General features: G+C 67.5%; 16 protein-coding genes and 1 pseudogene. 10 read left to right on the forward strand and 7 right to left on the reverse strand.

Annotated elements, in window-relative coordinates; translation table 11 throughout:
• The 6 genes and pseudogenes from CYJ26_RS10860 to CYJ26_RS09990 all read right to left on the reverse strand — a co-directional run.
• Positions 1 to 381 (reverse strand): transposase (locus CYJ26_RS10860; RefSeq protein WP_219619553.1); only part of this gene is annotated, 381 nt, incomplete at its 3' end.
• A 31-nt stretch (positions 382 to 412) separates the two neighbouring features.
• Positions 413 to 685, reverse strand: a pseudogene (locus tag CYJ26_RS11080) (transposase); the annotation flags it as partial.
• Positions 576 to 1244 (reverse strand): transposase family protein, encoded by a 669-nt coding sequence (locus tag CYJ26_RS10865; RefSeq protein ID WP_338064336.1) that lies wholly within the window; start codon positions 1242 to 1244, stop codon positions 576 to 578. The gene CYJ26_RS10865 and the pseudogene CYJ26_RS11080, both read right to left, overlap by 110 nt.
• Before the next feature lie 25 nt (positions 1245 to 1269).
• Positions 1270 to 1974, reverse strand: a complete 705-nt coding sequence (locus CYJ26_RS09980; RefSeq protein ID WP_180950887.1) for a type IIL restriction-modification enzyme MmeI — start codon at positions 1972 to 1974, stop codon at positions 1270 to 1272.
• 235 nt (positions 1975 to 2209) lie between these two features.
• On the reverse strand, positions 2210 to 5689 hold the full coding sequence (locus tag CYJ26_RS09985) for a PPi-type phosphoenolpyruvate carboxykinase family protein (RefSeq protein WP_006547873.1): 3480 nt from the start codon (positions 5687 to 5689) through the stop codon (positions 2210 to 2212).
• Positions 5690 to 5826: 137 nt separating this feature from the next.
• On the reverse strand, positions 5827 to 6879 hold the full coding sequence (locus tag CYJ26_RS09990) for a LacI family DNA-binding transcriptional regulator (RefSeq protein WP_052039869.1): 1053 nt from the start codon (positions 6877 to 6879) through the stop codon (positions 5827 to 5829).
• Between the two features lie 256 nt (positions 6880 to 7135).
• On the opposite strand from CYJ26_RS09990, the gene CYJ26_RS09995 reads away from it, so the two are divergent.
• The 9 genes from CYJ26_RS09995 (at position 7136) to rplI (ending at position 16781) form a co-directional block, all read left to right on the forward strand.
• Positions 7136 to 8455, forward strand: coding sequence for an ABC transporter substrate-binding protein (locus CYJ26_RS09995; RefSeq protein WP_101638368.1), 1320 nt, complete (start codon positions 7136 to 7138; stop codon positions 8453 to 8455).
• Between the two features lie 100 nt (positions 8456 to 8555).
• A complete protein-coding gene (locus CYJ26_RS10000) occupies positions 8556 to 9485 on the forward strand; it encodes a carbohydrate ABC transporter permease (RefSeq protein WP_101638369.1) in 930 nt (309 codons plus the stop codon).
• 3 nt (positions 9486 to 9488) lie between these two features.
• Entirely contained in the window at positions 9489 to 10307 is an 819-nt protein-coding gene (locus CYJ26_RS10005; protein ID WP_101638370.1) for a carbohydrate ABC transporter permease, read from the forward strand.
• 109 nt (positions 10308 to 10416) lie between these two features.
• On the forward strand, positions 10417 to 12378 hold the full coding sequence (locus CYJ26_RS10010; protein ID WP_006547878.1) for a glycoside hydrolase family 127 protein: 1962 nt from the start codon (positions 10417 to 10419) through the stop codon (positions 12376 to 12378).
• Positions 12379 to 12518: 140 nt separating this feature from the next.
• On the forward strand, positions 12519 to 14852 hold the full coding sequence (locus tag CYJ26_RS10015; RefSeq protein ID WP_412186038.1) for a transglycosylase domain-containing protein: 2334 nt from the start codon (positions 12519 to 12521) through the stop codon (positions 14850 to 14852).
• Positions 14853 to 15076: 224 nt separating this feature from the next.
• Entirely contained in the window at positions 15077 to 15364 is a 288-nt protein-coding gene (gene rpsF / locus CYJ26_RS10020) for a 30S ribosomal protein S6 (protein WP_006547880.1), read from the forward strand.
• Positions 15365 to 15390: 26 nt separating this feature from the next.
• A complete protein-coding gene (locus CYJ26_RS10025; RefSeq protein ID WP_006547881.1) occupies positions 15391 to 15972 on the forward strand; it encodes a single-stranded DNA-binding protein in 582 nt (193 codons plus the stop codon).
• Between the two features lie 101 nt (positions 15973 to 16073).
• A complete protein-coding gene (rpsR, locus tag CYJ26_RS10030) occupies positions 16074 to 16310 on the forward strand; it encodes a 30S ribosomal protein S18 (RefSeq protein WP_006547882.1) in 237 nt (78 codons plus the stop codon).
• 15 nt (positions 16311 to 16325) lie between these two features.
• Positions 16326 to 16781: a 50S ribosomal protein L9 gene (rplI, locus tag CYJ26_RS10035; protein ID WP_006547883.1), complete on the forward strand. Its 456-nt coding sequence runs from the start codon at positions 16326 to 16328 to the stop codon at positions 16779 to 16781.
• Positions 16782 to 16873: 92 nt separating this feature from the next.
• On the opposite strand, the gene CYJ26_RS10040 is transcribed toward rplI, so the two are convergent.
• Entirely contained in the window at positions 16874 to 18247 is a 1374-nt protein-coding gene (locus tag CYJ26_RS10040; RefSeq protein WP_180950888.1) for an MATE family efflux transporter, read from the reverse strand.
• A gap of 460 nt (positions 18248 to 18707) precedes the next feature.
• Between CYJ26_RS10040 and dnaB the strand changes: the two genes are divergently transcribed.
• Positions 18708 to 20240, forward strand: a complete 1533-nt coding sequence (gene dnaB / locus CYJ26_RS10045) for a replicative DNA helicase (protein ID WP_180950889.1) — start codon at positions 18708 to 18710, stop codon at positions 20238 to 20240.
• Positions 20241 to 20274: the final 34 nt, after the last annotated feature.

Below are 20274 nucleotides of genomic sequence, written 5' to 3' on the forward strand. Positions count from 1 at the left end.
GGTGCCGCCGTTGCTCGCGCCGTGGGTATCGAAGTAGGCCAGGAACGCTGTCCGCCATCGACGCAGGGTCTTGCCCAGTCGCGCAGTCTCGGGGATCGGGCATGACGGCAACGTGGCGATGAGCTGCTCGGCGAGTTGGCGTCCTCGTGCGGGGGTGGGCTGGTGGAACACGTCTCGCAGGTCCTGGGCGCAGTGGTAGGCGACCTCGACCGCAACGTGATCGGGATGGGCGGCCAATGCGCTGGCCAGCCGGGTCTGCTGGCGCGGGGAGAGGCGCTGCCTCCCGGCGCGGAGAACATGGCGGATGCCGTAGAGAGGGTCGCCCTTGCGGCCTCGGTGGCCGAGGGCCTCCTGCTTGCTGGATCCGGCGGCGGACGTCATCGACGGCCGCACCGGCGAGCTTGACGATATGGAACGCGTCCAGCACGCAGGTGGCGTCCTCGTGCTGGTCATCGATCGCGTTCTTGTATCCCTGGAACGGGTCCAGCGTTGCGATCTCGACCCGCTTGCGGAACTCATCGCCGCGCTCGTCGAGCCAGTCTCGGTAGGCCTTGCCGGATCGGCCGGGGACGAGGTCAAGGAGCCTGGCAGTGGGGTGGGATCCTCGAGCCAGATCGACCATCCCGGTGAGCTCCTTCGGTCCGCGCCGGCGCGGGTCCCGGTGATGCCAGACATGTTCGTCCACGCCCAGGACCTGCACGTCCTCGAACCGGGAAGGGTCGTTCGCGGCCTCGATCAGGACCGGTCGAACCTGGGACCAGAACGTGTTCCACGTCGTGCCGAGCTGGCGGGCCAGGCCCTGGATCGTCGCCCCCTCGCGCCGGAGCCGGCCGATCGCCCAGCGGACAGCGCGCCTGCTTAGCAGGCCCCGTGGAGCGCAGACCTGCGGATTGCTCGACGAAGGTCGTCACCGCGCAGACGCCCTCGAGACAGATCCAGCGACGCTTACGCCACCGGATCCGCACCGGACGGCCCACCCACGGAGCATCGATCACCTCGACCACCACCCGACCGTCACCGGTGGCGATAACCCCGCAACCGGGGCATCCGGCCACTGGATCGCAGGACTCCACCTCGAGCACCAGTCCCGCCCGGGCCTTCGAGACGGCCACCAGATGAAGGCCCGGGAAGTCCAGAAGGAAGTCACATCGGTCGCAGCGATCGAGCGCGTCAGGGCATGCACAACGATGGTTGGGCATCGTCGAGGTCCTTGAGATCAGCGGGCGTAGGAGTCCGCTCATCATCAAGGACCTCGACGTCTATCCCCAGCTACCCCCCATCACCGGCGCGCCCACACTCAACTCTGAAGAGACAGAAAACCAGGCGGACGCATAAGACGTTGAGGTCCCGCCAGCGGTCGTCGCCAGCAGTGCGGTACTGCTCGTGGAGGGCGTCGCGCAGCTGCCCGATGACCTCGCCTGCCTGGATCGACACCTGGCGTTCGCGTTCTGACCGGGATCGCGCGGGATCGATAAGGAAGTCGAGGAGGTGGTACTGCTCGGCCAGCTCCGCCAGGGTGAAGGAGATGTAGCTGTGCTCTGGGTCCTCTCGGCGTAGGTCGTGGACGCGGAAGCACTCGAAGTTGCAGACGACGATGAAGTCAGGGCGTTGCGGATTGGGCAGGCTGTCTGCGTAGCGCTTGGCCTGTTGGTAAGGCGTGACCATGGTGCCCTGCCGAGGCTCAGGCTTGTCGAGGTCAATGTGGGAGGCCTTTTGCTCCACGAGGGTGCGGGCCTCAGGAATGAGGACGTCGATAAATCCTCCGGCAGAGGTCTTCTGTTCGAAGATCGCTGCTGTGGCTGCTCCCTCGATCCCGACGACGCTGCCGAGCAGGTCGATCCAGAAAGCCTGAGTCTCGCCCTTCTCGTACCCGTGACCGTCCCAGCGTTGCGTAAAGGCCTTTGCTGCTAGGCGTCGCTCATTGAGATGAGGTCCTCGCTCAGCCGAGGGGGGGGGCTTTGTTGCAAGGGTCACGATGCGAAGCATACGGCGCGGTGCCGTGTCCCTCGGACGGGCCTACTTATGGGGCCAGTGTCCCCTGAGTCGTGGAACGGCGCTAATGGACCGTGCTTGCGCTGATCGGGCCGGGCTTTGATGACTGGGGCGTGCCTCCCGAGGGATGGGAGGCACGCCCCAATCGTTGAAGGCCGTTCGCGTGGCTGAGCGGTCGTTCCAGCGGTGCTGTTCAGGCCGCCAGGCGAGGCTGTCTCTACTTGCCGTCCACCGGCTCGCCCTCAGCGAGCTCGGGCTGCAAGCCGAGAGTGCCTACGAGGCTGTCGCGGTAGGCGGGCGAGGTGACCTCCTTCAGCCAGGCACGAGCGGCCTCCAGCCGGCCCTCGATGTCCAGACGGTCGGAGACGCCCTGGTTGCCCTCGGTCTCGATAAAGCGAGTGAGCGCACGGATCGAGGCCTCTGCCTGCTTGCGGTCACGCTCCACCTTGGCGTCCAGGCGCTCGGCGTACCACTGCGAGGCCAGGATGTTCTCCCGCTCGAACAGGGCACGGAACTCTGGGCTCGCCAGTGTCCACCCCTCAGCCGAGTGCCCGGAGTACATGATCTCCAGCAGCGCCCGGACGGGCGGGACGGCGTGAGCGATCGAGCCGTCGTCGACGTAGTGCTTAGCCACGACCTGGTGCGTGGTGACGATGACGTCGACGGAGTCAGCGAAGACCTCAGGATCCTGCAGCTCGGGCTTGAGCATGGCCTCGGTGAAGACGACGTCGGGGTGGAGGAAGATCCGGCCGAAGAAGTTTGAGGCGAAGGCCTTGTTCATGCGGTAGCCAAGCCGCGAGGCCTGGACCGTGCGGCCGCCGAGCTCGTAGTCCTCCAGCTTCTCCAGGTACCCGGCCTCAAGGAGGTGATGGGCGTCGCGCTCCTCAGGCTCCATGCGGGAGAAGACCTCGGGGACGAGCATCGAGATGTCGTGCGCCACCTTGACCTTCGGCCCGATGTACCCGGCCGAGGACAGCCAGCCGTCGTAGCCGCTCAGGGCGTAGGACAGCAGTGCCGCGTTGAGGTCGTAGACCGGGGGCAGGGCATTGAAGGGAGACTTCGTCAGGGCCCCTTCGCTACCGGCCCCCGTGGTCGACGGCGACTTGCCGGTCATCGAGGAGATGAACTCCATGAACAGCTCGGGCAGCTCCATGAAGTGCAAGGGGTTGTAGGCGCACAGGGCCGGCACACCCTCCTCTGGCGGGTTGTTGCGGCGCCCGGCTGCCACGATGTCCACGCTGTGCCGAATCGGCTCGTCAAGCGGGATGTCGGAGAACAAGTGGGTAGCCAGGTCCGCCAGGTGGGCCTCCTGTGGCCGGGCGACGTCGGGGCGCACCTGAAGGTAGCGCGGGTTCTTCGTCGGGGCGCCGCCCACGATGCGTGGGTTGGCAGTAGAGACCCAGTAGGTCTGGTGCCTCGGGTCGCCGTCGTCCTCAACTGCTGCGGCCCGGCGCACGAGGTCCTGCATCGGCTCAGTGAACTGGGACAGTCCCGGGGCGTCGTCAACCATCGCCCGCGCGTCCGCGGGCGTGAGCGGCGCGTAGTTGGACAGGAACAGGCCCGTACCGGACATATCGAGCTCGGTCTGCTTGTCGTAACCGCGCACGATCGCGTCGTCGGGCCGCTGGAAGAGCAGGGACTCGGCGTTGGTGACGTACTTGCGGGACAGGCGCTGGGTGAAGGCCGGCTCGTCGGCGCTGGCCGGAGCCACCGTGGAGGCAGTGATGTCGTCCTCGGTCTGGACCTTCGCGGCGGCGGCGAAGTCCGGGCGCAGGGAGAACAGTCGCCAGGAACCGTCTTCCTCGAAGCCCACCCTCAGCATGTTGATCTTGACGGTGTCCCCGTCCATGCGCACGGCGTTGCCCGGGCGGCCGTTCATGATGCTCACCGAGAAGTGCGAGCGCCAGTCCTCGCCCCACTCTGGGCGGTAGTAGCGCTTGACGGTGAAGATGAGCTCCTTGATATGCGCGGGGATGGACTCCAGGAAGGCGTTGTACTCCTCGGTGTACATCGCCGAGGGAGTCAGCAGCTTGATGACGCTGCCCAGCGAGCGGCGCTCGGACAGGATGTGGCGGTGGTGAGCGGACTCGTTGGCCTTGTCCACGAAGCGGTGGGTGTAGTCGCCGTCGAAGATCCGCTGCACGGCGTCCAGGTCCGCCTCCAGGTCTCCCACATAGGCCTCACCGAAGACGAAGGCGTCCAGGATCGACTTGGAGATCTCGGACTTGCCGCCGCCGGAGACCGTGGCCGGCTTGTGCAGCTGGGTGTGCCAGGGCGCGGTGCCGATCATGTGCCACTGCTTGGGGCTGCCGACGGCGGCCTTGCAGTGGACCTGGTAGCCCGACGGCGTGATGTAGGTCTTGCCCGCACGCATCGGGATTGACCGCTCTTCGCCGTCGGCCTGCCAGGTGATGGTCTGGGTGAGCATGGAGTAGAAGGCGCCACCCGGCACGAGGATGACCGAGTCGTCGGTCAGGTCCAGTGCGTGGCCCTCGGCCTGGAGCTCGAAGCGGCCAGGGTTGATCTTGAGCACGTGGGCGAGCGTGCGGGAGGCGGGGGTGTGGACGTCGCGGAACTCGCGGCCCAGGTCGTAGCGAGGGAAGGCGACGGCGCCGCCGGCGTGCTCCTCCTCGACGCAGCCGAAGAGGTTGGCCGAGTACCCGATCTGGGTCTTGACCTCCTTCTTGCAGTAGCCGAAGTAGTTGTCCGCGATGACGGTGACGATGACGCCGCGCTCGTCGCGGGCGACCAGCTTGAAGGCCTTGCCGTCGTTGTAGCGCTCGTTGGCGTCCTTCCAGCACATGCCGTCACGGCGCTGGCGCTCGGTGGCCTCGTCCCAGGACGGCAGGCCAAGCTCCTTCTTGGTCAGGGTGGTCAGGTGGGGAGCGAGGATGACGCAGCCGGTGTGCCCGGTCCAGCCCTCCGGCGCCAGAGAGGCGTCGTTCTCCGGCAGGAAGGGATCGCCGGCGTTGCCGAAGATGCCCTCGACGAAGTCGAGGTTGGACACCAGGCCACCAGGGGCGATGAACCGGATCTCCATCCGACGCTCGGCGGAGAAGCCGGTGACCTCGGGCACGACGACGGGCCGCAGCAGCAACGAGACGAAACAGCGGGCGGGCTCGTCCTGGGTGGAGGACCACGGCAGGGTGAGCAGGTCCTGCGGGGCGTCGACGGCGGCCGCCAGGATCCGGGCGAAGACGTCACGTGGGACGGCCTTCTTGTCATCCGGGATGGGCAGGCCTCCCTCGGCCACGTGGAAGACGCCAGCGGTGGTACGGCGGTCGTTGCGCGGGTTGTGCAGCACGCCCTGCAGGGTGCGGTAGCTCTCGACGTAGGGGGAGGTGAAGCTCGTGGAGTCCAGCGGAAGCGACAGCGCGCGTGCCAGGCCCGGCTGGTCGAGGACGAAGGTGTCGGCCGGCAGGTGCGGGTGGAGCGGAGCGTCCTCAAGGTAGGAGTCGAGGAAGGCCTGGATGCGGCGGTCGGCAGCGCACAGGCGGCCGGACAGGCGCCGGCTCATCTCACGCTGACGCGCGAGGATCGGGGACATGAGGCGATCGGTGACCGGATCTCCGGCTCCCTCAGGAGCAGGAAGACCCAGCAGGTCCAGTCGCAGCGCGATGGCGGAGTTGAAAGCGGCGTCCTGATTGGCAGAAGCAGTCGCAGCGTCGGCGCGCTGCGTCGTGCGGATCGTGTCCATGCTTCGACCCTAGCGGTTCACCTGCCTGCCCGCGCAGGGACGGTCGGCCCGTCGCCCGGGTACGGGCTGTGAGCGCGCCGTGAATCGCGTCATCACGGGTGAGGTGTACAGGCGCTACCTCGGCGAGGGGACGGCTGTCACAGCACGCTGGAGCCCGCCACCACCAGGCGCCCGGCGATGGCCTCGACGCCGTGGTGCGGCTGGCCCGCCATGGCCTCGCGCAGGCGCTGGGCGGCGGTCCTGCCGATCTTCTCCAGACGCATGTCGATCGTGGTCAGGCTCGGGCGGCAGCCGTCGATGATGGGGTGCCAGTTGTCGTGACCGACGACGGCGACGTCCTGGGGCACGCTGGCCCCGAGGTCTCGCAGGGTGTCGAGGGCGCCGCGGGCAATCTGGTCGTTGCCGCACACGAGGGCGTCGACGTCGGGCCACTGGCTCAGCGCCGTCCGGGCGCCACTGCGTCCCCACATCTCGCTCCAGTCTCCGTACAGCGCCCCGCCGCCACATGGTGCCAGGCCGGCCTCGTGCAGGGCGTCGACGGCGCCGGCGGTGCGAGCCGTGGCTGCACCGTAGCTGGAGTCTCCCTGGATGAGGGCGATACGGCGTCGTCCTTGAGCGACCAGGTGCTCCACGGCCAGGCGCCCGGCCAGCCTGTTGTCCGAGACGATCGAGCAGTCCTGCGGGTCGAGGGAGGGGGCGTAGGCGTAGACGACGGGGACGGGCAGGTCCTTGCCGATCGAGGGGCGTGGGTCCGGGCGGGCGCCGACGACGACGAGTCCGTCCACCCGCCGCTCCAGCATGGAGGACAGGTGGTAGCGCTCGCGGATGACGTCTCCGCGGGCGTCGCAGAGCATGACGGAGACCTCGTTGACTCCGAAGGCGTTCTCCACCCCCATGAGCAGGGGGATGGAGAAGCGGCCGACGAGGTCGTGGGTGATGAGCCCGACGGTGTTCGTGCGGCCGGTGGCCAGGCTCCGGGCGATGGTTGAGGGCGCGAAGCCAAGCTCGTCAGCGGCCTGGCGGACGCGCTCACGGGTGCGGGGGCTGACGCCGTCGCGGCCGTTGAGGGCCTTGGAGGCGGTGGACAGGGAGACTGAGGCTCTGGCGGCGACTTGCGCCAGGGTGACGGGCGTCCGTATGGTCGATGACGACTCGCCTGGGTTACTTTCGAAAACCTCCGCGGATGGCATAGAAACACGCTACCGGCCCCGCTGTGATCGGGCAAGCTTTTGCCTCTTTGGCTGTAATAACGCCGATAGTGAACCCTGCGCCGCCTCAGTCATGCGAGGTCTGGATAGTTGTCCCGATGGAGAATCTCCTGCTTGCCTCTCTGGAATGAGCGGTTGTGCGCTCATTTTCGCAAGCGCTTTCTATCGTGTGGTCAGAGCCCGCACCCCACGGAGAGCCCCGGGCTTGGCCCACCCTCAATGACGAGACGGAGAACCCATGAGCACAACGATGATGAGTCGGCGCAGCCTCCTTCAGACCACCGCGGTGGTCAGCGCCTTGGCGATGGCCGCTGGACTGTCCGCATGTGGAGGTGGCGCAGCCTCCGAGGCCGGTAGTGACGTCGAGATCCCGGCCGGCGGCACGGATGACGGCACCGAGCTGACGATGTGGTCGCGTGCTCCCCTGGAGCGCCAGGTCAACAACGCGGTGGACGCCTACAACGCCAGCCACAAGAACCAGGTCAAGGTTGAGCTCCTGCCCAACGACGACGTCGAGGGCAAGGTCGGTGCCGCCATCCAGACTGATGGGCTGCCTGACATCCTGGCTGGCGACGTGGTGCGCATCCCCTACTGGGTCCAGCAGGGGGTCTTCCGTGACCTGACGGAGCAGATCGACGGCCTATCCAACAAGGCCGAGCTCCAGCAGGGGCACATTGACGCCGGAACCTATGAGGGCAAGGAGCACACCCTGCCCTTCGTCACGGATATCTCCGTCATGGTGTGGAACAAGGACCTCTACCGCGAGGCCGGGCTCGATCCCGAGGTCGGCCCGACCACCCTGGAGGAGTACGAGGCCCACGCCACGGCCATCGCCAAGCTTGGCAAGAGTGACGTCTCGGGGACCTTCATCGCCGGCTCCTCCGGTGGTGCCCTGGTCTTCACCCTCTTCCCCATGCTGTGGGCCAGCGGGAAGGAGGTCCTCAGTGACGATGGCACCCAGTCCTTCATGGCCTCCGAGGACGCGAAGAAGATCTACTCCTCCCTCAACCGCTTGGCCGCTCTGGACGGCGGCATCGGTGCCGGCTCGAAGGAGGAGACCGGGGCGACCTGGACCGCACCGTTCTGTGAAGGGCGCGTCGGTGTCATGCCGTACGCCTACACCGCGGTGACCTCGCTGTTCGAGGAGTCTCCCTTCGAGGTCGGCGTCGCGGCGATCCCGGGTGTCGACGGCGGTGGCTCCACCTTCCTGGGAGGTGACGCGATCGGCATCTCGCGTAACTGCGCCAAGCCTGCCCAGGCCTGGAACTTCATGGCATGGCTCATGAGCGATGGGGCTCAGCAGGCCTTCTTTGCTGACAACAACGACACCGCCTCCTCGCTCAGCGTCCTGTCTGACGGCTATGCCGAGGCTGACGAGCGCACCCGCACGGCCAACGCGACCATCGCCAACGGGCGCACGCCGGTCGCCGTCAACTTCAACGAGGCCTTCAACGCTGCTGGAAGCCCGTGGCAGCTGCTCATTCAGGACGGAGTGTGGGGCGACGGCTCTCAGGTCGACACCTACAACGAGCAGATTGACGCCGTCCTGGCCCAGTAGCCCAGCCCGCCATGTCCGGGACCTGCCGGGCGACGGCGACCTGAGAGCCGTCGCCCGGTGCGGTGCCACCCCTGTCCTTGCCCTTCCAGACGGAGAAACCATGTCCCACACACTCACCGCCGCCCAGGAACGCCGGATACGGCGCGTCCGGCGGCGCGAGAACCTGCGCGCAGGTGCCTACGTGGCACCCACCGTGGTCATGCTCGTGCTGTTCTTCATCGTGCCCATCGTCCTGGTCGTCATCATGTCGATCTCGCGCTGGACGCTGCTGGGCGGCAACATGGGGACGGCCTTCCCGGACAACTTCGTCAAGGTCCTGCGTGACCCGATGCTCGTGCAGTCCACGGTCTTCACCTTGAAGTACACCGTGGTCACCACGATCATCCTCATGCCGATCGCCTTGGGGCTGGCCCTGCTCATTCAGGAGGCGCGGCGGTGGAACGCCGTCGTCCGTACGGCGATCCTCCTGCCGGCTGCACTGGGAATCGCCTCGGCCTCACTGCTGTTCTACGCGATCTACTCTCCTCAGGTCGGTCCGGTGACGGACATCCTGGCGGCCCTGGGCCTGGCAGAGGCGGGCAGCTCGGTGATGGGAACCCCTACCGGGGCGCTCATCGCCACGGTGGTCCTGGTGGTGTGGCGATTCGCCGGCTACTACATGATCCTCACGATGGTGGGCGTCCAGGCGATCCCCACCGAGGTCTACGAGGCCGCCAAGATCGATGGCGCCGGACGGTGGCGCACCTTCACGGACGTCACCTTCCCCCTGCTCAAGCCCACGATCGCGATGACGACGATCATGTCCGTGACCGGCTCACTGCTGGCTTTCGACCAGTTCTTCATCCTGACCAAGGGCGGGCCGAACAACTCCACCATGACGGTGGTCCAGCTCATCTACAAGTACGCCTTCGAGACCAAGCGAGACCTTGGCATGGCGGCAGCACTGTCCGTCCTCGTCCTCATCGCCCTGGTGGTCGTCAACGCCATCCAGCTGCGGGCCATGGGCGTGACCGACTCCGAGGAGAAGTGACCGATGAGCCAGCGCAAGCTCTCCAAGAGCATCTACTACCTCGGCACCGGCCTGCTAGCCATCGGCTTCATCATTCCCCTGGTGTGGGCACTGGTCTCCTCCGTCTCGCCTGCCGCTGGTACGGCACAGACGGATGGCTACGGGCTGGGTAACTACGTCAAGCTCTTCACCTACGGTGCTGGGCTGCCGCTGTACCTGAAGAACTCCCTCGTCATCTCAGCGGTGTGCGTGCTGGTGACCCTCGTGGTGGCCACGACCGGCGGCTATGCCTTTGCGCGCTTCAGCTTTCCCTTCAAGAACGCGCTGTTTGTGCTCGTCCTGTCCATCATGATGGTGCCCTACGCCGCGCTGCTCATCCCGCTCATCGTGTGGATGAAGGACCTGGGGATGGCCAACTCCCTGGTTGGGGTCGGTCTGGTGCTGGCGCTGTTCCAGCTGCCCTTCAGCGTGTTCATGATGCGCAATGCCTTTGCGACCCTGCCGCGCGACCTGGAGGATGCTGCCCTCATTGACGGCTGTGGCTCCTTCACGGCCTTCACCCGGATCCTGTTGCCCTCGGTGCTTCCCAGCCTGGTGACGATCGGCCTGTTCTCCTACCTCGCTGCCTGGAACGACTTCATGGTCTCGCTCTACCTGCTCGGTATGGACAACTCGCCCCTGCCTCTGGCCCTGGTCAATATGCGTCAGCAGACCATCGGCGTCATTGACTACGGGCTGACGACGGCGGGCGTCGTCGTCCTGACCGTGCCCGCCTTCATCCTCTTCCTCGCTCTCCAGCGCTACTACATCAAGGGCATGACCTCAGGAGCGGTCAAGGGCTGATCCTTGCTCCTAGCCGCCACACACTGTTCTTGACCAACCCATTGGCTTTTCGCTCCACGGCTGCCACTTCTGCCCGATACTGACACCGACGTCATCAAAGGAAACCCTCATGCACACCCAGATCGCCCCTGCTGCCAAGGCCCAGGTCCTGCCGAGCCCCGGCTCGGTGCACGTGCTCAATCCCCTGAGCATGGACGAGGTCACCCTCACCTCCGGATTCTGGCGGGAGCGCCAGGAGGTCAATGCCTCGGGCACCCTGCCCCACTCCCTGGCGTGGGAGGAGAGGATCGGCTGGATCGACAACTTCGTGCGTGCCGCCGCAGGCGATATCGCCGGACACCACGCCGGCCTGTGGTTCGCGGACTCAGACGTCTATAAGCTCATCGAGGCCATGGCCTGGGAGGTCGGCCGCACCGGGGACGCTGCTCTGGAGGCACAGATCCAGCGCCTGGGCGCCCTGATCGAGACCGTCCAGGACGAGGACGGGTACCTCAACACCCGCTATGACAAGCCGGGGGTCGAGGACCGCTACACCGACTTCGCCATGGGGCACGAGCTGTACTGCACGGGCCACCTCATTCAGGCAGCCGTCGCCCGCCTGCGTACCGGCTTCGGCAGCGACGACGTCATCGTGCGCATCGCCCTGCGCAACGCCGACCACGTCTGCCAGACCTTCGGGCCGGACGGCCAGGTCGCCGTCGGCGGTCACCCTGAGGTTGAGGTGGCGCTCGTCGAGCTCTACCGCGCGACCGGCGAGCGCCGTTACCTTGACCAGGCCCAGCTCTTCCTCGACCGGCGCGGCCACGGCCTGCTGGGCGACTGGGAGTTCGGCCGCGAGTACTTCCAGGACGCCACCCCGATCCGCGAGGAGACCGTGGCCCGCGGTCACGCTGTGCGAGCGCTCTACCTCATGGCCGGCGCGATCGACGCCGCCATGGAGCGCGGGGACACTGAGCTGCTGGAGATCGTGCGCGCCCAGTACGACCGCACCCTGGCCAGGCGCACCTACATCACCGGCGGCATGGGCTCACGTCACGAGGGCGAGGCCTTCGGCGAGGACTTCGAGCTGCCGGCGGACCGCTCCTACTGCGAGACCTGTGCGGGCATCGCCTCGGTCATGGTGGCCTGGCGCCTGCTGCTGGCCACGGGCGAGACCTCGTACGCCGACGTCATCGAGCGCACGCTCTACAACGTCGTGGCCACCTCTCCCAGCGCCGAGGGCTGCTCCTTCTTCTACGCCAACCCCCTCCAGGTCAGGGTCCCCGGGCAGGAGTCCACCCCCAACGAGCTGTCGATGCGATCGGGATCCAGCCTGCGTGCCGCGTGGTTCGAGGTCTCCTGCTGCCCGACCAACATCGCCCGCACGCTGGCCTCCCTCGGTGGTGCCAGCGTCACGCGCAGCACCCAGGACCCTGCGAGCCTGTTCATCCACTTGCTGTCAGCCATGCAGATCCGCACGCAGGTTCCCACTGACGACGGCGAGCAGGAGCTCGTGGTGAGCCTGGAGACGGACTATCCCGTCAGCGGCCGGCTGACCCTGAGAGTCGAGCAGGCGCCGTCGTGCCCGGTCAGCGTGTCCGTGCGCGTGCCCGCCTGGACGTGGTCGGGCGCCAGGCTGGACGGAGCTGAGGTCAGCGGCGGCTACGCCGTCGTCTCCGGGGTCCTGAGCGCCGGCGAGACCCACGTGCTGGAGCTGGACATGAGTCCGCGTCTGACTGTGCCGGACCCGCGGATCGATGCGGTGCGCGGCTGCGTAGCCGTGGAGCGTGGACCGCTGGTGCTGTGCGCGGAGTCCGTGGACTTGCCTGAGGGCATGAGCCTGGACGAGATCGCGCTCGTGCCAGGTGCCGCCCCGGCCATCGCTGACGACGGCGCAGTGGTCGTCCCTGCCCGCCGGGTGCCCGAGGCTGCGCGCCGGTGGCCCTACAGCGAGGCCGGCTCGCACCAGGGGTGCGAGGAAGGCGGCGACCAGCCGGCCGAGGTCTTCGACCTGCCGCTCATTCCTTACTACTCCTGGGCTAACCGTGGCCCGGCCACCATGCGTGTGTGGCTGCCTCGCGCCGAGGCCTGACAGTTTCCTGGACGCGTCTTCGGACCATGTCACAGGCGCTGCATGCTGTTCTCCTCGCTCTGGTGTGGTCATACTGGACAACAGCCTGAGGCGGCCTCATGCCGTCTCAGCCAGTGTCCGCGGACAGAAACGAGGAGCGCGTGGCAGACAGCGCGAAGCCCAACGGTTCCAGCCGCCGAGGCGGGAAGCTCGCTGAGGCGGCCAGGAGCGGCAGGCAGGACGGCGGCGGTCGTGGCCGCCGTCCAGGCTCGTCACGGCCGTCCTCACGATCGGCCAGCAGCCCGGCCCGCAGCAAGGCGAAGAGTGCCCGGGGCGCGGGGGCGTCATCGGCGAGCAGGAAACGGCTGCTGAACTACCCACGAGCCGGCAAGGGGCCGATCCACCGGTGGCTGCCCAGCTGGAGGTTCGTTCTCGGGGCCTTCCTGCTCATGATCGCGGCGATGGCGACCACCTTCATCATCGCCTACAACATCATCAAGATCCCCGCGCCCAGCGAGTTCGCCCAGGCGCAGTCCACCACCGTCTACTACGCCGACGGTCAGACCAAGATGGGCACCTTCGCTGAGGTCAACCGCACCATCATCGACGCCTCGACGCTGCCGGACTACGTGGGCAACGCCGTCATCGCCTCGGAGGACCGCAGCTTCTACACCAACAACGGTGTGGACCCCAAGGGCATCGCACGCGCCTTCTGGAACAACCTGCGCGGTGGCGCGACCCAGGGCGCCTCGACGCTGACTCAGCAGTACATCAAGAACTACTACGTGGACACCACCAGCTCCTACGTGGGTAAGTTCAAGCAGGCCATCATGGCCATCAAGATCGACCGTGAGATGTCCAAGCAGGACATCCTCGACTCCTACCTCAACACGGTCTACTTCGGGCGCGGCGCCTACGGCATCGAGGCCGCTGCACAGGCCTTCTTCGGGCACAGTGCCAGTGAGCTGACGGTCTCGGAGTCGGCGCTGCTGGCCGGCATCATGCCTGCGCCTAGCGCCTGGGACCCTGCGGTGGACCCGGAGCAGGCTCAGGTGCGTTTCCAGCGCGTGCTGGACTTCATGCTCGCTGACGGCTACATCACCCAGTCCGAGTACGACTCGGCGGCCATGCCCGAGACCACGACGCAGCAGACTGACGAGGTCTACGCCGGGCCGGGCGGCTACATCCTGCAGCTGGTGCGCTCTGAGCTCGTGGCCAAGGCCGGCATGACCACCGAGCAGATCGACACCGGCGGCTACCGCATCACGACGACGATCAACAAGACCGACCAGGACGCGGCCGTGGCCGCCGTCCAGGCGTTGCCGGAGGGGCACTCGGAGAACCTGAGGGCGGCGCTGGTGTCCATCGACGCCACCAACGGCGGCATCCTGGCCCTGTACGGAGGAGCGGACTACCTCACCAGCCAGGTCAGCTCGGCCACCGACGCCGTTGCCCAGGCCGGATCGACCTTCAAGCCCTTCGCGCTGGTCGGAGCCCTGGAGAAGGGGGCGACGCTGTCCAACGGGTACTCCGGCTCCTCGCCCATGTCGATTGAGGGCACGACCTTCCAGAACTACGGCAATACCTCCTACGGCTGGTCCAACCTCATCACGGCCACGGCCTACTCGATCAACACGACCTACGTCCAGCTCAACCGGGACCTGGGTCCGGAGGTGACCAGCGACGTCGCGGTGCGTGCCGGTTACCCGAAGGACACGATGGGACTGGACACCACGGTCCAGAACGTCCTGGGCTCAGCCTCCCCGCACACCATTGACATCGCCACGGCCTACGCCACCTTCGCCGCACAAGGCACCCGGCACGAGACCCACGTGGTGGCGCAGGTGGCCAATGCCGGCGGGGACGTGGCCTACACGGCCAACACCACCGGCGAGAAGGTCTTCTCCGACGACGTCATGGCGGACGCCACCTACGCCATGCAGCAGGTGGTGAGCGAGGGATCGGGCAAGACCGCCAGGTCGCTCGGACGGCCGATCGCCGCCAAGACCGGCTCGTCCTCGGAGAACAAGTCTGCCCAGTTCGTGGGCTTTACCCCGCAGATCGCCACTGCCGTCACGCTCTACCAGACCGGTGCGGACGGCTCGGAGGAGTCGATCACCCCGTGGGGCAGCTACGACGAGATCACGGGATCGACCTATCCGGCTGACATCTTCACCCAGTACATGACCACCGCCCTGGCGGACCTTCCGGTCGCTGAGTTTGCGCAGCGCACCTCAGGCTCCTACAAGCGGGGCAGCCTCTACGGCACCGTGGCCCCGCAGGAGGAGTACGAGCTGGAGGAGGAGTACGTCGAGCCTGAGCAGGACGAGGAGCAGCAGTCCGAGGAGAAAGAGGACACCTCGCAGGACTCTGATCCCACGCAGCAGGACCCGGCTCCGGCGGCCACCCAGGAACCCGCCCCGGGTCCCACCCAAGGCAGCGGTGGGGAGGGCTCCGGCCAAGGCGGGGTCGGAAGCCCTCAGGGCAACGGCTAGCACGACGGCGCAGAGCGCCTGAGAGGGTGAGTCACCACGGCCCCACGTGTCCGACGGCACGTGGGGCCGTCGTCGTCCCGCCTTCCGAGCCGGGGCCGGCTCCGGTAGGCTCGTGGACTGGCTGCGCCGTCTGGCAACCCGCTGGGTGGAGCAACCAATACGCATCACCCTCCTGTCACGGAGAGACCGTGACCGCCATAGACCAGAGGAGGTGGGTACCAAGCATGCGTCACTACGAGATCATGATCATCCTCGAGCCCGAGACTGACGAGCGCACCGTCGCTGCGTCCCTCGAGAAGCTGCTGCAGGTCGTTCCCAGCAACGGGGGCACCGTCGACAAGGTCGACGTCTGGGGCAAGCGCCGCCTTGCGTACGACATCAAGAAGAAGTCCGAGGGCTTCTACATCGTCGTCGACATGACCACCACGCCCGAGATCGCCCAGGAGCTTGACCGTCAGCTCGGCCTCAACGAGACCGTTCTGCGCACCAAGCTGCTGCGCCCCGAGGCCTGAGCCCGGGTCAGGGAACGGAGACACGCATGGCTGGCGACACCGTCATCACGATCATCGGGAACCTCACTGCGGACCCGGAGATGCGCTTCACTCCCTCGGGTGCGGCCGTGGCGTCCTTCACGATCGCCTCGACCCCGCGTACCTTCAACCGGCAGGCCAATGAGTGGCAGGACGGCGAGACGCTGTTCATGCGCTGCTCGATCTGGCGTGACGCGGCGGAGAACGTGGCGGAGTCCCTGACCAAGGGCACGCGCGTGATCGCGCAGGGTCGTCTCCAGCAGCGTTCCTACACCGACCGCGAGGGTCAGCAGCGCACCGTGGTGGAGATGCAGGTCGACGAGATCGGCCCCTCCCTGCGCTACGCCAAGGCCCAGATCACCCGGCAGTCGCGCGGCGGCGGCCAGGGCGGCTTCGGTGGCGGGGCCCCGCAGGGCCAGGGCGGCTACAACAACGCCAGCCAGGGCAACCAGGGTGGCTACAACGCCAACCAGGGCGGTTACAACGGTGGCGGCCAGCAGCCGAGCTACAACGCTCCTGCCGGCGGCGCCGTGGACGACCCGTGGGCCACGGGCGGCGGCACGTCCTTCGGTGACGAGCCTCCGTTCTGATCCCGAGCCCGGATCCCGTTCCCTTCTCGCGCGGCACGCGCTGCGCACCACACACCATCTCGTATGAGCGCCACGGGCGCTCGATAGCAAGGAGTACCACCATGGCGAAGCCTCAGCTTCGTAAGCCGAAGAAGAAGATCGGCCCGGTGAAGGCCATCAAGGTCGGCACCATCGACTACAAGGACACCGCCACCCTGCGGAAGTTCATCTCGGACCGCGGCAAGATCCGCGCCCGCCGCGTCACCGGCGTCTCCGTCCAGGAGCAGCGCAAGATCGCCAAGGCCGTGAAGAACGCCCGCGAGATGGCCCTCCTGCCCTACTCGAGCTCTGCTCGCTGATCGGAGGCTGCGGATATGACCACCAAGCTCATCCTCACCCACGACGTCACCCACCTCGGTGCCGCCGGCGAGGTCGTTGAGGTCAAGGACGGCTACGCCCGTAACTACCTCCTGCCCCGCAAGCTGGCCACCCCGTGGACCAAGGGTGCCCAGCGTCAGATCGACCAGATGGCCGAGGCTCGCCGCAAGCGCGCCATCGACTCCCTGGAGCAGGCCCAGACCGCTCGCGCCTGGCTGCACGAGAACGTCGTGACCGTCTCCGCCACCGCTGGTGCCAACGGCCGCCTCTTCGGTGCCGTCACCACCGCGGACCTGGCTGACGCCGTCAAGGCCGCTGGCGGCCCGGCGCTCGACCGCCGCAAGATCGAGGTTGTTCCCCCGATCAAGTCGACCGGTCGCCACAGCGCCACCGTGCGTCTGCACACCGACGTCGTTGCTCCCCTCGAGGTCAACGTCGTCGCCGCTCGCTGAGCACCCCTGACTCGGCCACGCTGAGCCTGGACCTGAGGGCCCGCCACCATCACGGTGACGGGCCCTCAGTCTGTATACGGCGGCGATGGCTCCTAGTGGCGCCAGGCGTCGGAGCGGGCGCGCAGACCGGTGGTCAGCCCCCTGGCAGCCATGAAGACCCAGGCGAAGCCAATCCACAGGGCAACCAGGCCAGTGGTCCCCGAACCAAGGAGCCCGCGTCCCACGGCGATCGCCACAGGGAGGTAGGGCACGAGGGTGACGATCCCCGCCCGGGCGAGGTAGCGCCCGTCGCCGGCGCCCATGAGCACGCCGTCGAAGAGGAAGACGGCACCGGCCAGCGGCATCGCCGAGGCGGTGACCAGGAGCGTTGGCCGGGCCGCGGCGATGACGGCAGGGTCGGAGGAGAAGAGGTGTGGCAGCCAAGAGGAGGCTGCCGCCAGGACGAGCCCGATCACCGCGCCGGTGGCCAGGCCCCAGGCCAGGCACCGGCGCAGGACGGCGTCGATGCTGAGTACCTGGACGGGCTCGCCCGCCGTCGAGGCAGGGGCCTGGTCCGCCTCGGCCTGCCCGAGCGCGGTGCCGATGAGCGCCTGGGCGGCGATGGCCAAGGCGTCGAGCGCGAAGGCGGAGAAGCTCCACAGGGAGTTGACGACCTGGTGGGCCGCGAGCGGGACCTGGCCGAGCGCCGTCGCCGCCCAGACCGTGGCGAGGATGGCCACGCGCAGGGACAGCGTGCGCACCAGCAGGGGCAGGCCGGCGCCTAGGGAGGTGCCCAGGCCGGCCCGATGGGGCCGCAGAGAGACCTGGGCATGGCGGGCCGCGCGGGTGACCGGCAGGGTCAGTGCCACTGCCATGAGGCTCTGGCTGATCGCGGTCCCGGCTCCCGAGCCGGCGATCCCGGTGTGCAGTGCGTAGAGGAAGGTCGCGTTGAGGGCCACGTTGGCCGCGGCGCCGGCTGCGGCGACGACGAAGGGTGTGCGGGTGTCCAGCAGCCCGCGCAGGGTGCCGGTGGCGGCGAAGACGACGAGCATGCCTGGCAGGCCCGGGGCTGAGGCGCGCAGGTAGGCCACGGCCGCATCGGCGAGCTCGCCGCGGGCACCGAGGGCGTGGGTGACCCAGGGGGCCATGACCCACAGCAGCAGGAAGGCGGCGAGCCCCAGGATCGCGGCCAGCCACAGACCGTCGACGCCTGCGCGCAGTCCGCCAGCGCGGTCGCCGGCCCCGAAGCGGCGGGCGGTGGTCGCCGTCGTTGCGTAGGCCAGGAAGACGAAGAGGCCGACGACGGTGGTCAGGACCGTGGAGGCGAGGGACAGCCCCGCCAGGCTCGTGGCGCCGAGGTGGCCGACCATGGCGGAGTCGATGAGCACGAAGAGAGGCTCGGCGACCAGGGCCCCGAGGGCAGGCAGGGCGAGGGAGAGGATCTGGCGGTTCAGGCCTGTGGGGGCCAGGGGGCGGTGGCGGGTCATCGGTAGCGCAGCTGGTGATCGGCGGGACCACGCAAGGTGGTCATGACGGGCCTGCAGTGTCTCACGGCAGGTGTCTCGCACCTGGGAATCTCATCCTCACCTTGAGGTTTGTCCACAGAATGGGCATGTTATCCACATCTTTGACGAGTGGTTGCGCATCCGGCGAGCCACAGGGTCGATTGCCGACCTTTCGTTGCAAGAACGGGGCAGTGTTCAGCGCATCCACACAAGGGCTCATCTTGTCCCCAGAGTTATCCACATTGCGGCCCCCTCTCTCACCACAGGAGGCACGGGGTGTTCCACAGCAGTAGGGTGGGTTGTCCACATCAGGTGCCGCACGAGCGTGTTGCGACGGGCGCAGCCGCTGGCTAGGGTCACGCGCGCGGCGTGCTGCCCGCACCGCCGGTCTGCGGTTGTTGCGGCGCGATCGTGTGGTGCCCAGGTCGGTCAGGAGCAGCGGATGACGGAGATGGATCCGGCGATCGAGCCGGTCAGTGACGAGCGGCCAGGCCGCGAGCGTTCCGGACGCTGGGACGAGGGTGAGGGACCTGGTCCTCGTGGGCACCGTGAGGGCGGTTCCGGGCGCGCAGATGCTGCGGGCTCTGGTGGAGCCCGATTCGACGGCGTCTTCGACCGCGTCCCGCCTCAGGACCTGGCCGCCGAGATGGCGACCCTGGGTGGCATGCTCATGAGCAAGGAAGCCATCACCGACGTCATCGAGGTGCTGCGCGGACCGGAGTTCTACAAGCCGGCCCACGAGATGATCTTCGACGCGATCGTCGAGGTCTACAACCGCTCCCAGCCTGCTGACGCCCTGCTCGTGGGAGATGAGCTGGCCAAGCGCGGCGAGCTGGAGCTCGTCGGTGGCGCCCCCTACCTCGCTGACCTCATGGGGCAGGTGCCCACGGCGGCCAACGCCGGCTACTACGCCCGCATCGTCAAGGAGAAGTCCCTCATGCGCGGCCTGGTGCAGGCCGGCACCCGCATTACCCAGCTGGGCTACTCCACCGACGCCGGGGACATCGACGAGCTCGTGACCATGGCGGAGGCGGAGGTCTACGCCGTCGCCCACCGCGAGGGGGAGCGGGAGGACTACTCTGCCGTCGGCGAGCTGCTCAATGACGCCAATATGGAGATCGAGGCCGGCCAGTCGCGTGAGCACGGTCAGATGACCGGTGTGGCCACGGGCTTCGCTGAGCTCGATGAGCTGACGGGCGGGCTCAAGGGCGGGCAGATGATCATCGTCGCGGCGCGTCCGGCCATGGGTAAGTCGACCCTCGCCGTCGACTTCTGCCGCTCGGCCTCGATCCATGCTCGGGACCACAACGGCAATCCCTTCACCAGCTGCTACTTCTCCCTGGAGATGGGCCGCATGGAGCTGATGATGCGCATTCTCTCCGCCGAGTCCGGGGTGGAGATGACTAAGCTGCGCGGCGGCAAGTTGATGGATGATCGCGACTGGAAGGACGTTGCCTCGGTCTACCACCAGGTCAGTGAGGCGCCTCTGTTCATCGACGACTCCCCGAACCTGACGATGCCGGAGATCCGTTCTAAGGCGCTGCGGCTCAAACAGCAGCAGGGGCTCGGGCTCATGGTCATCGACTACCTCCAGCTCATGAGCTCCGGTAAGCGGGTGGAGTCGCGTCAGCAGGAGGTCAGTGAGTTCTCCCGTTCGCTCAAGCTCCTGGCCAAGGAGCTGGACATCCCGGTGGTCGCCGTCGCCCAGCTCAACCGTGGTCCTGAGCAGCGCACCGGCAACAAGCCGCAGATGTCTGACCTGCGTGAGTCTGGTTCGCTGGAGCAGGACGCTGACATCATCATGCTGCTGCACCGCCCGGAGTACTACCAGCCCGAGGAGCGCCCCGGCGAGGCGGACATCATCGTGGCCAAGCACCGCAACGGCTCGACCCGCACGATTCCCGTGGCCTTCCAGGGGCACTTGTCCCGCTTTGCCAACATGGCGCGGGACATGGCTCCGGAGCCGGAGTACTGATCTGCGAGGAGGCTGTACCGGGGCCCTGGTTGGT

This window comes from Actinomyces urogenitalis (assembly GCF_002861525.1).
GTDB lineage: Bacteria > Actinomycetota > Actinomycetes > Actinomycetales > Actinomycetaceae > Actinomyces > Actinomyces urogenitalis.

What these genes read in the sequence shown, in the direction of transcription:
- CYJ26_RS10865 (WP_338064336.1), bottom strand. Translation starts at nt 1,244, where the DNA reads ATGATGAGCGGACTCCTACGCCCGCTGATCTCAAGGACCTCGACGATG.
- CYJ26_RS09985 (WP_006547873.1), bottom strand. Translation starts at nt 5,689, where the DNA reads ATGGACACGATCCGCACGACGCAGCGCGCCGACGCTGCGACTGCTTCT.
- CYJ26_RS09990 (WP_052039869.1), bottom strand. Translation starts at nt 6,879, where the DNA reads ATGCCATCCGCGGAGGTTTTCGAAAGTAACCCAGGCGAGTCGTCATCG.
- CYJ26_RS09995 (WP_101638368.1), top strand. Translation starts at nt 7,136, where the DNA reads ATGAGCACAACGATGATGAGTCGGCGCAGCCTCCTTCAGACCACCGCG.
- CYJ26_RS10000 (WP_101638369.1), top strand. Translation starts at nt 8,556, where the DNA reads ATGTCCCACACACTCACCGCCGCCCAGGAACGCCGGATACGGCGCGTC.
- CYJ26_RS10005 (WP_101638370.1), top strand. Translation starts at nt 9,489, where the DNA reads ATGAGCCAGCGCAAGCTCTCCAAGAGCATCTACTACCTCGGCACCGGC.
- CYJ26_RS10010 (WP_006547878.1), top strand. Translation starts at nt 10,417, where the DNA reads ATGCACACCCAGATCGCCCCTGCTGCCAAGGCCCAGGTCCTGCCGAGC.
- rpsF (WP_006547880.1), top strand. Translation starts at nt 15,077, where the DNA reads ATGCGTCACTACGAGATCATGATCATCCTCGAGCCCGAGACTGACGAG.
- CYJ26_RS10025 (WP_006547881.1), top strand. Translation starts at nt 15,391, where the DNA reads ATGGCTGGCGACACCGTCATCACGATCATCGGGAACCTCACTGCGGAC.
- rpsR (WP_006547882.1), top strand. Translation starts at nt 16,074, where the DNA reads ATGGCGAAGCCTCAGCTTCGTAAGCCGAAGAAGAAGATCGGCCCGGTG.
- rplI (WP_006547883.1), top strand. Translation starts at nt 16,326, where the DNA reads ATGACCACCAAGCTCATCCTCACCCACGACGTCACCCACCTCGGTGCC.
- CYJ26_RS10040 (WP_180950888.1), bottom strand. Translation starts at nt 18,247, where the DNA reads ATGACCCGCCACCGCCCCCTGGCCCCCACAGGCCTGAACCGCCAGATC.
- dnaB (WP_180950889.1), top strand. Translation starts at nt 18,708, where the DNA reads ATGACGGAGATGGATCCGGCGATCGAGCCGGTCAGTGACGAGCGGCCA.